Source organism: Empedobacter sp. UBA7252, from assembly GCF_002472765.1.
GTDB classification, from domain to species: Bacteria; Bacteroidota; Bacteroidia; order Flavobacteriales; family Weeksellaceae; genus Empedobacter; species Empedobacter falsenii_B.
This window is the reverse complement of record NZ_DKSQ01000058.1, coordinates 6,435-16,786: the sequence shown is the minus strand read 5'-3', so window position 1 is coordinate 16,786 and position 10,352 is coordinate 6,435. Positions and strand designations below refer to the sequence as shown.

Annotated in this window: 8 protein-coding genes; 4 read left to right on the top strand and 4 right to left on the bottom strand. The window is 31.9% G+C overall.

Annotated elements, in window-relative coordinates; genetic code table 11:
* On the top strand, positions 1-252 hold a 252-nt coding region (locus B2X73_RS08320; RefSeq protein WP_291096212.1), incomplete at its 5' end, for a hypothetical protein.
* 41 nt (positions 253-293) lie between these two features.
* Here B2X73_RS08320 and B2X73_RS08315 read toward each other — a convergent pair.
* The 3 genes from B2X73_RS08315 to B2X73_RS08305 are packed head-to-tail and all read right to left on the bottom strand — an operon-like array spanning position 294 to position 3,286.
* On the bottom strand, positions 294-1,361 hold the full coding sequence (locus B2X73_RS08315; RefSeq protein ID WP_291059717.1) for a diphosphomevalonate/mevalonate 3,5-bisphosphate decarboxylase family protein: 1,068 nt from the start codon (positions 1,359-1,361) through the stop codon (positions 294-296).
* Positions 1,362-1,375: 14 nt separating this feature from the next.
* Entirely contained in the window at positions 1,376-2,377 is a 1,002-nt protein-coding gene (locus B2X73_RS08310; protein ID WP_221856494.1) for an NAD-dependent epimerase/dehydratase family protein, read from the bottom strand.
* A 6-nt stretch (positions 2,378-2,383) separates the two neighbouring features.
* Positions 2,384-3,286, bottom strand: a complete 903-nt coding sequence (locus tag B2X73_RS08305; protein WP_291096210.1) for a CorA family divalent cation transporter — start codon at positions 3,284-3,286, stop codon at positions 2,384-2,386.
* 301 nt (positions 3,287-3,587) lie between these two features.
* Between B2X73_RS08305 and B2X73_RS08300 the strand changes: the two genes are divergently transcribed.
* From B2X73_RS08300 to tyrS, 3 genes are all read left to right on the top strand, one after another.
* Positions 3,588-6,719, top strand: coding sequence for a SusC/RagA family TonB-linked outer membrane protein (locus B2X73_RS08300; protein ID WP_291059713.1), 3,132 nt, complete (start codon positions 3,588-3,590; stop codon positions 6,717-6,719).
* A gap of 10 nt (positions 6,720-6,729) precedes the next feature.
* Positions 6,730-8,223, top strand: coding sequence for a RagB/SusD family nutrient uptake outer membrane protein (locus tag B2X73_RS08295; protein ID WP_291059710.1), 1,494 nt, complete (start codon positions 6,730-6,732; stop codon positions 8,221-8,223).
* A 165-nt stretch (positions 8,224-8,388) separates the two neighbouring features.
* On the top strand, positions 8,389-9,684 hold the full coding sequence (tyrS, locus tag B2X73_RS08290) for a tyrosine--tRNA ligase (RefSeq protein WP_280050042.1): 1,296 nt from the start codon (positions 8,389-8,391) through the stop codon (positions 9,682-9,684).
* Between the two features lie 74 nt (positions 9,685-9,758).
* Here tyrS and trpA read toward each other — a convergent pair.
* The coding region (gene trpA / locus B2X73_RS08285; protein WP_291096208.1) for a tryptophan synthase subunit alpha at positions 9,759-10,352 on the bottom strand (594 nt) is incomplete at its 5' end.

The following is a 10,352-nucleotide window of genomic DNA, read 5'->3' as shown; positions in this document are numbered from 1 at the left end:
AGCACTTTTTTAGGTACGATTTTTATAGCTTTTTGGATTTATAAAATGCCAAAACAAATTCTTCTAAAAACTAAATTTGATTACATTTTTTGGTTAAAAGTAGTTCTATTTACAACTATTATTTCCACAATACGATTAGTTTTCTTCCCAATAGAAATTGCTTTAGGAAATATTATTGCTGTTATCGGAATGAGTATTTTTTTGAGTTTGATTATTTTTGGGTTAATGGAGAAACTATTAATAAAAAAATAAAAGGTTATCAAATAATTGACAACCTTTTATTTTAGAAGTGATTAAAAACTCACTTTATCTTTTATATAATTTCCGTTTTGACAGAATTGTTTCAATTCATTTTCGATGAAAATTTCAATAGCTTCCGCATCTTGCGAAGGATACAATAAATGTACATTTGCGCCAGCATCTAATGTGAAATACAAATGATTTCCTGTTTCGCGGCGGAATTCCCACAATTTTTCTAAAGCAGCAACTGTATTTGGTTTCATCAAAATAAATGCAGGATTCGACATCATCATCATGGCGTGTAATGTCAATGCTTCATGTTCTACCAATTCTCCAAAGGCTTTGATATCGCCAGATTTTAAAATTGGCAATAACGCTTTTAAGTTTTCATTTGCGTCCACAAAACGACGTTCTGCATACGGATGTCCGTTCATCAAATTGTGACCAACAGTAGAAGAAACCGATTTTTGTCCTTCGTGAATCAATAAAATGGTGTCGTGAAAAGTTTTGAAAACATCATGAATTTCGGTATCAGGATATTTTGTTCCAAATAAATCTGAGCTTCCTTCGATAAAATCATTTTCTCCCCATTCAACCAAACCTTTGTAAATCGAACGGCAAGCACTTCCAGAACCTAAACGAGCCAAGAAAGAAGCTTTTTTCTTGGCGTCTTCTTCTGATAAATTTGCGCCAAGAATATTCTCAATTTGAACTAAACATAATGCCATTGCCGACATTCCAGAAGCTGAAGAAGCAATTCCAGAACTATGTGGAAAAGAATTATGTGTGTGAACTTCAAATTTGAATTGATTCAAAAATGGAATGTAAGCCGTAATTCTTTCGAAAAAAGTAATGATTTTTGGAGTAAAACTTTCTTTCAATTCACCTTCTAAATAAACTTCAACTTCGAAAGCATCCGATGTTTTTGGCGAAAATTTTAATTCAGTTTCTGTATAGCTATTGGTTAACGTATAACTAATTGAACTATTGGTTGGAATTTGATTTTTCTTTTTTCCCCAATATTTTACCAACGCAATATTTGATGGACTTTTAGCAGAAACGCTTCCTGATTTTAATTCCGAAGCAGTTGTTGAAAGTGTTGAAATGAATTGTTGTTCCATAAAACAAAAGTAAACTATTTTGTAGAATTCAGCTTTTGAAAGCGTTTATAATGATAATCAATTGCTTCTTTGATTGGAATAAATTCGTATTGAAGCAAATTTTTAACTTTAGAATTGTCGTATTTGGTATAAGTTGTCAACGAATAATAATTCGCTTTTGTCATATATTTTCCACCAAAGATTCGACTAAAAATAGATAGATTTTTAATGATTTTCAAGGTTGAATTCGAAACATTTTTGACTGAACGTTTGCTATTGATCGAAACAAGATCAAATACTTCTCGGTAACTTTTATTTTCAGAAATTACCACAAATTTTTGATTGTAAACTTGTTGATTAATTAACTCTAAAAAAATCTTCACCACATCGCGTACATCAACAAATCCTGTTCCGCCCGAAGGAGCATAATCGCTTTTTGATGAATTTTGTTGAAACAAACTTTCGCTTGCACGTTTAGTATCCAAAGTTCCGATGATTACACCAGGATTTATAATAATAACTTTAATACCTTCTTGTGAAGCACGCCAAACTTCCATTTCTGCTCTAAATTTTGAGATAGAATAAGAAGAATGCGTCAAGCCATTATTCCAACCAGAACGTTCGTCAATCATTTTAGTTGCTGGATTCAAATCATCCATCGAAGCAATAGAGCTGATGAAGAAAAATTCTTTCACGCCAGAATCAATCGCTTCATTTACCAAAGTCTCAGTTCCTAAAATATTCGTATTGAAAATTTCTTCTTCTTGACGTTCATCAAACGAAACAAAAGCTGCAGCGTGATAAATTGTTTCGATCCCGTCTAATAAATTCGGAAGTTCAGTTACATCCAACAAATCACCATCAATCCAATGAATAAATTGATAAAACTGTAAAGCGTTTTGTTCTGCAAAGAAATTTTTGATGATTGCTGTGTTCGATGTTTTTCGTTTTAAGGCACGAATAGGTTGTTGCTTTTTTGCCAATTCTACCAACAAATGCGCGCCAACCAAACCTGTTCCTCCCGTTACGAAAATCATACTGAATTATAAATATTTTTTTTTCTTGAACCAAAAGTAAATAAAAATTACCACTAATAACATGACAAGTAAACAAATTGGATAGCCTAATTTGTAATTTAACTCGGGCATGAAATCGAAATTCATTCCATAAATTCCGGCGATAAAAGTTAAGGGTAAGAAAAATGCTGAAAAAACGGTAAGCATTTGCATGATTTCGTTCGATTTTTGTCCATTTAACGAAAGGTAAATTGTTAACAAACTTTGTACATCATCTACAATTTGCGAATGTAAGTGTAACATTTTTACGTTTTCTTCGTACAAATCTTGTGATGAACTTGTCTTTTTGTTATCTGCGCGATATTCTTTCAGTGCTTCAAGCGTATAATCTAATATTTTTTTGCAAGCTGTAGCTTCTCGTTTGATTTTATATAAGGTAGGAAGTTTAATTTTTCTGAAATCATCCGTAAAAATCAAATGCTCGAGTTGATTAACTTCTTCGTCCATTTGATATGCAGGCTCTTCGTAAGTTTTGATGGTTTCGGAAATAATACGATATAAAATACCTTTGATTAAGATTCTAGAAGGATCAGTATTAGCTAAATACTTTTTCTGAATTTTGTCAAAAATATCCGTTTCCTTTTGATGAACAGTCACAATAAAATCTGCTCCGATGTAAATACTGATTTTGTGACTAAATTCTCGAACAGTGTTTTTCAACATACGGTGTTCTTTATCAAAAAAACGAATTAACAAAAAAGAAACTTTTGAATCATCTGATTCATATTTAGGTAAATGTCCAGGCTCCAAACTATCTTCAATCGTTAATTTCTGAAAACAATATTTTGTGGCAATTTCATTCAACTCAATTTTTGTCGGATTTTGTAAATTAATCCATTTGAATTTTTCGTTCTCGAAAAGTGTTTGCATGTAGATTAAGGATTTTGTGATATAAGAAGACTTTTTGCTAATTTAATTAAAAATCTAACTAGAAAATAGTTATTCTAAAAAGATATAATTACTTTCTAACTCTAACTATGTATTGATTTTCATACATTAAAATGTATTATTATGTAACATAATGTATTAATTAAATAAAAAGGTGTCTAATTGAAATTAATCATTTTTTGTTAAAATTAGGATATTTTAAATGTTTTCGTTAAAAAATGAAAAAAATTAATATTTGATGTTAAAATGTGTTAATATTGTGCTTTTAAAATTATAAAAATACATGAGAAAGAGAATAACTTCTTTATCATTGTTAGCTTTTCTTGGGTTAAGTACAGCAGTATTTGCTCAAACAAAAGGTACGGTGAATGATGCAAATGGATTTCCTGAGTCTGACGTAGAAGTTACTGTAAAAGGGACTGATAAAGTAGCGTATACAGATGAAAACGGAAACTTTAATATTGACGCAAAAGTTGGAGATGTTTTAGTAATAGATGGAAAAGAATTTACTGTAACGAGTAATGATTTAGGTAGCTTAAAATTAACAAATTCTTCTGAAGTTGATTTAGAAGAGACAGTTGTGGTTGCATATGGTGTCCAAAAGAAAGAAACAGTAGTTGGGGCTAATACCCAAATAAAATCGGAGCAATTTGAAGAGCGTGCAATATCAAATGCAACAAAAGCATTGGAAGGTGCGGCTCCAGGTGTTCAGTTTTCTACTTCGACAGGACAACCAGGTTCAGATTCAAATGTAAGAATTAGAGGTTTCTCTTCTTATTCTTTATCAAATTCACCATTGTATGTTGTTGATGGTTCTATCTATACAGGAGCTATTTCAGATATTAATCCAAATGACATTACATCTTTTACTATCTTAAAAGATGCAGCTTCAACTTCTTTGTATGGAGCTTCTGCTGCGAATGGAGTTATTATGATTACAACAAAGAAAGGTAAAAAAGGCAAAAAAGGGCAATTTACTTTTTCTGCTAATACAGGAGTTGTAATGAGAGGAACCAAAGAGTATGAAAGAGTATCTGCTGAAGATTACTATAGATTGACTTGGGAGGCTATGCGAAATGGTTACTTAGAGACATATGAAAATAAGACTATAGAGGAAGCAAATGCGTATGCGTCTCAAGCTTTAATTAAAGACAATTTAAAAAATAATATTTATAATGTTCCTGATGATCAGGTTATTATTAATGGAAAATTAAATCCTCTTGCTCAGAAATTATACAATGATTTTGATTGGACTAAGTATACTGAACGAGTAGGAGTAACTCAACAATATAATTTAGGATATAGTGGAGGTACAGAGAATTCTAGCTTTTATGCCTCTTTAGGTTATAACAAAGAGGAAGGGTATTTAATAGCCTCTGATTTTGACAGATACACAGCAAGGGTTTCAGCTGATAGCCAGGTAACAGACTGGTTAAAATTAGGGACTGATGTCTCAGCTTCTTTGGCAAAATCACAGATGGCTGAAGATGGAGCAGGATCTTCAAACATTAATCCATTTTATACAGGACGTTATATGGGACCAATATATTCTCCATATTTATATGATAATAATGGAAATAGAATGTATGATTCTGAAGGAAATGTGATGTATGATGGAAATACAACAAGAGGTCGAGGATCAGGAGCTTCTTCTGGACGCAACATTTTGCAAGAAACATTATTAAATAATAGAAATCGAAATACTCATTCTGTCAACACAAGATCTTTTGCTGTTTTTAAATTAGCAAAAGGATTAACATTTACTACAAATCTTGCTTATGATTTAAGACAATATAAGTTAAAATATTATCAAAATAAGGAAATTGGAGATGCAGCTGGTACAGGAGCTTTAGCAGTGACTGATCAGAAAACGACATCGATGACGTTTAATCAAATTTTGAGTTATCAAAAATCATTTGGATTGCATAATTTTCAAATAGATTTAGGTCATGAATCATTTGAACGTTCTGTTGAATATCAATATACTAGAAAAGCTACTGAAGTAATGGCTGGTGTATATGAATTAATCAATTTCTTAACGACAACTAGTAATACAGGATATAAATATGATTTGAGAAAAGAATCATTCTTTGGTCGTATTAACTATGATTTTAACAGTAAGTATTTAGTTTCTGCTTCCCTTCGACAAGATCAATCTTCTCGTTTTGCCCCAGAAAATAACAAAGGTAGATTCTGGTCAGTAGGTGCAGGATGGAATATTCACAAAGAAGACTTCTTGCGAGGTTCTAGTGTTGTTAATAATCTTAAGTTAAGAACTTCTTATGGAGAAGTTGGAAATGATGGAGGAATTGGAGAAGAACCAGGATATAATGCGGATTTAAATCTATATGTTTTAAATAGAAATAATGGTTTAGAAACTGGAATTTTATTGGATCAGATTGGTAATCCAAATTTAACATGGGAAAAGAATAAACAATTTGACCTAGCAGTAGAGTTTGGTTTATTGAATAATCGTATTAATGGTTCGGTTGAATATTATCAAAGGAGAACAGATGGAATGATTTTTCCTGTCCCAACACCAGGTTCAGCAGGAGTACCAGGTAATTCGATCAATGCTAATTTTGGGTCAATGGAAAATCGTGGAATCGAAATTTCTTTGGATTTTGGAATTGTTCGTAATGAAAATTTAAAATGGAATTTCATCGTCAACGCATCTACTATTAAGAACGAAATGATAAAAATGCCTGAAGGACAAGATGCAATTATAAATGGGACAAAACGTATAGCTAAAGGACGTTCTATTTATGACTTTTGGTTAAGAGAATATCATGGTGTAGATTCTACAGATGGACGTTCTTTATATGTGCAAGATCCTGAAAAAGACGATGACAAAAGTACCCGTGTAATTGATGGGAAAAAATATACAATTGATCATCAAAATGCTAAGTATGGTTATGTAGGAACTTCTATTCCTGACTTATATGGTAGCTTTTCTAATAATGTTTCTTATAAAGGGTTTTATTTGAACGCAATGTTTGCTTATCAAATAGGAGGAAAAACATATGATAGTAACTATGCGAAATTTATTTCGACATCTCCTGAAGGTGCAGCAATTAGTGTTGATATGTTAAATGCATGGAAAAACCCCGGAGATATAACGAATATTCCTAAAATGTCTACAAATAACGAAGCAGCAAATTTGGCATCTTCTTCTAGATATTTAGTGAAATCGGATTATTTATCATTAAGAACGGCAACATTTGGTTATACGTTCAATAAAGAACAAATTGAAAAATTAGGGGTTTCCTCATTCAAATTATTCATTACAGGGGAGAACCTTGTTAGCTGGACAGCTAGAAAAGGAATGGAGCCGGTACAATCATTTAACGGGACAACTTCTTATCGTTATACTCCTCCAAAAATATGGAGTGTAGGAGTTAATGTTCAATTTTAAATTCAAAAAAATGAAAAAAACAATACTTATATTAGCTACATTAATGTTGGGAAGTTCAACAATGTTAACTTCTTGTGCTGATGATTATTTAGATACAGTTCCAACACAAAGTGTAAGTGACGAAACTGTATTTGCTACGGCAGATAATTTAATGACTGCTATTAATGGGATGCATAGAAATATGTACTACAGACAAGATGATTCTCAAGGAAGAAATGGTTATACTGCTCAATTGATTTTTCAAGATGCTTTGGGTGAAGATTTGATTTTCCCTGCAACAGGTAACAACTGGTTCATATCAATGTTACGTTACAATGAATCAACAAATGAGGCTTCTGCAAATGTCTCTTATCCTTGGGATTTCTGGTACAGAATGATAAAAAATGCCAATAATATTATTGTAAACGGAGATAAAGCTACTGGTGATGTTTCTTTAAAACAAAAGGCTATAGGAGAAGCGTATGCTTATCGAGCATTTAGTAATTTTCAATTGGTTCAATTATTTGCTAATCGTTACGAAAATGGAAAAACAAATAGTCAAGACGGAATTATTATTCGTTTAGATCCTAGAGATAACTCTCCAAAAGCAAGAGCTACTGTAGAGGAAGTTTATAGCCAAATATGGAATGATTTAGATAAAGCGCAAGAGTTATTAACAGGAAAGTCTAAAACGAACAATTCACATTTTGCTTTAGACAATGTATTAGGTCTTAAAGCACGTGTTGCACTAGTTCAACAAAAATATAAAGAAGCTTCAGAGTATGCTAATTTAGCTAGAAAAGGAAAATCTTTAATGTCTCAAACGGATTATAAGAAGGGATTCAATGATTATAATAATTCAGAGTGGATGTGGGGTGTTTCGATTGCACCAGATCAATCAGACGGATTTGGGAATTTTATGGCTTATATGTCTAGAAATTATAATTCTGGACAGATTCGTCAGTCTCCAAAAGTGGTAAATAAATTATTATTTAAAGCATTTTCTACTTCAGATGTTCGTACACAAGTTATTTCTGAAAGTGGTAAACATCCTGAGTTAAACTTACGTTCAACATATTCTTTATTTCCATATACATCACAGAAATTTATCACAAAGAATAATGATAATTCTCTATCTCTTGGAGATGTACCATTTATGCGATCTGCAGAAATGTACTTGATAGAAGCCGAAGCTAAATACTTTTTAGGAGATGAAGCAGGGTCTAAAGCTGTTTTAACTGAATTGGCTATAGCTCGTAATTCAGAATTTAAAACTTTTACAACATCTGGATCTGCTTATTTAGCTGAATTAATGTTAAATAGACGACTAGAATTATGGGGGGAAGGATTTAGATTTTTGGATCTAAAACGAACAAATAGTCCTTTAAATAGAAGAGAAACTGGTGCGAATGCAGCTGTTATAAATAATGTATGGGAAATCCCTGCAGGTGATACAAGATGGACTTGGATGATTCCAAGACAAGAAATTAATGCAAATCCATTGTGTAAACAAAACCCATCATAACATTTTTAAAGTATAATTTATATCCTCATATAATTATATATTCAAATCAAGGTTTTCCATTAGGAAAACCTTGATTTTTTATATCCAAAAATCTCTATTATAATCTACTGAAAAATCATAACTTTGTACCTTGTAAAAATTAGATAAAAAATATATTAAAATACTATGAATCCATTAATTGAAGAATTGACTTGGAGAGGACTGGTTCACAATATTATGCCAGGGACAGAAGAACAACTAAATAAAGAAATGACTTCTGGTTATGTAGGTTTCGATCCTACAGCAGATTCTCTTCACGTGGGAAGTTTGGTTCCTATTTTCTTATTGGTTCATTTGCAACGTCACGGTCATCGTCCAATCGCCTTGGTTGGTGGTGCAACTGGTTTTATCGGTGATCCTACTGGTAAAGCAGCAGAGAGAAGTTTATTAGACGAAGAAACATTGAATAAATATGTTGCTGGAATTAAAGCACAATTGTCTCGTTTCTTAGATTTTGATACGAATAATGGAAATTCAGCTTTATTGGTGAATAACTATGATTGGATGAAAGATTTTTCGTTCATCGATTTTGCACGTAATGTCGGAAAACACATTACTGTAAATTATATGATGGCAAAAGATTCTGTAAAATCTAGACTATCTTCTGAATCGAATGTCGGAATGTCTTTCACAGAATTTACATATCAATTGATTCAAGGATATGATTATTTACATTTGTACAAAGAATTAGGTGCAAAATTGCAAATGGGAGGTTCTGATCAATGGGGAAATATTACAACAGGAACAGAATTAATTCGTCGTACAGTACAAGGTGAAGCTTTTGCTTTTACTTGTCCACTAACAACTAAAGCGGACGGAACTAAATTTGGGAAATCGGAAGGTGGTGAAAATATTTGGTTAGATAAAAACCGTACTTCTCCTTATAAATTCTACCAATTTTGGTTAAATCAAGCGGATGCTGATGCTGAACGTTACATCAAAATTTATACGTTCTTAGAAAAAGAAGCGATTGATGATTTAATCGAGCGTCATCGTCAAGAGCCACATTTACGCGAATTACAACGTAAATTAGCAACTGAAATTACAATTTTAGTTCATGGTGTTGAAGAATTACGCAAAGCAGAAAAAGCATCTCAAGTTTTATTCGGAAAATCAACTTCAGAAGATTTGAAAGAATTAGATGGAGATACTTTCTTATCAGTTTTCGAAGGTGTGCCTCAAGCAACTATTGCAAAAACTGATATCGAAGCGGGATTGGATATTGTTACTGCTTTAGCAGAAAAATCAGGCTTCTTAAAATCAAATTCAGAAGCGCGTCGTGAATTAAAAGCAAACGCAATTTCTGTAAACAAAGAAAAAGTAGCGGAAGAATTTGTATTAACAACAGAAAATTTAATTGCTGATAAATATGTTTTATTACAAAAAGGTAAAAAGAATTATTTCATCTTAATTGTTGAATAATTTTTTAGATAAAACATTTCCAAAATAAAAAGCAAGCTAGAAGAGCTTGCTTTTTTGGTTTGAAAACTATTTTTTTATCTCAATTCTGAAAGATAATCTTTAATTGCTCCAGAAAGATTTCCATTCGAATTTTCTAAAACACGTAAAAAAGCACTTCCGATAATTGCTCCATCTGCGTAATTCCAAGCTTTTTCTACATCAGCTTTTGTCGAAATTCCAAATCCTATTTGATGTGGTTTTGTTAAACCTAAATTTTTAACATTTGACAAAAAATCTTCATTATAATTAGATTGTGTAGCACCAGTTGTAGCTGAACTCGAAACGATATAAACAAATCCAGAAGTTGCATCATTAATCTCTTTGATGCGTTTTTCTGTTGTTAAAGGTGTAATTAAAAATGTAACTTTTTGATCGTATTTCTCAAATAATTCTTTGTGTTGCGTCAAGTAAATTTCGTACGGCATATCAGGTAAAATCAAGCCTGAAACTCCACTTTCTTGACAGTTTTGTAAGAATTTTTCTAATCCGAATGTCATTACTTGATTGTAATAACCCATCAAAACAATTGGCGAAGATATTTGATTTTGAACCGATTTTAATTGCTCAAACAAAATGTCCAATGTCATTCCATTTGCTAACGCTTTTTCACTTGTAGCTTGTATTGTTGG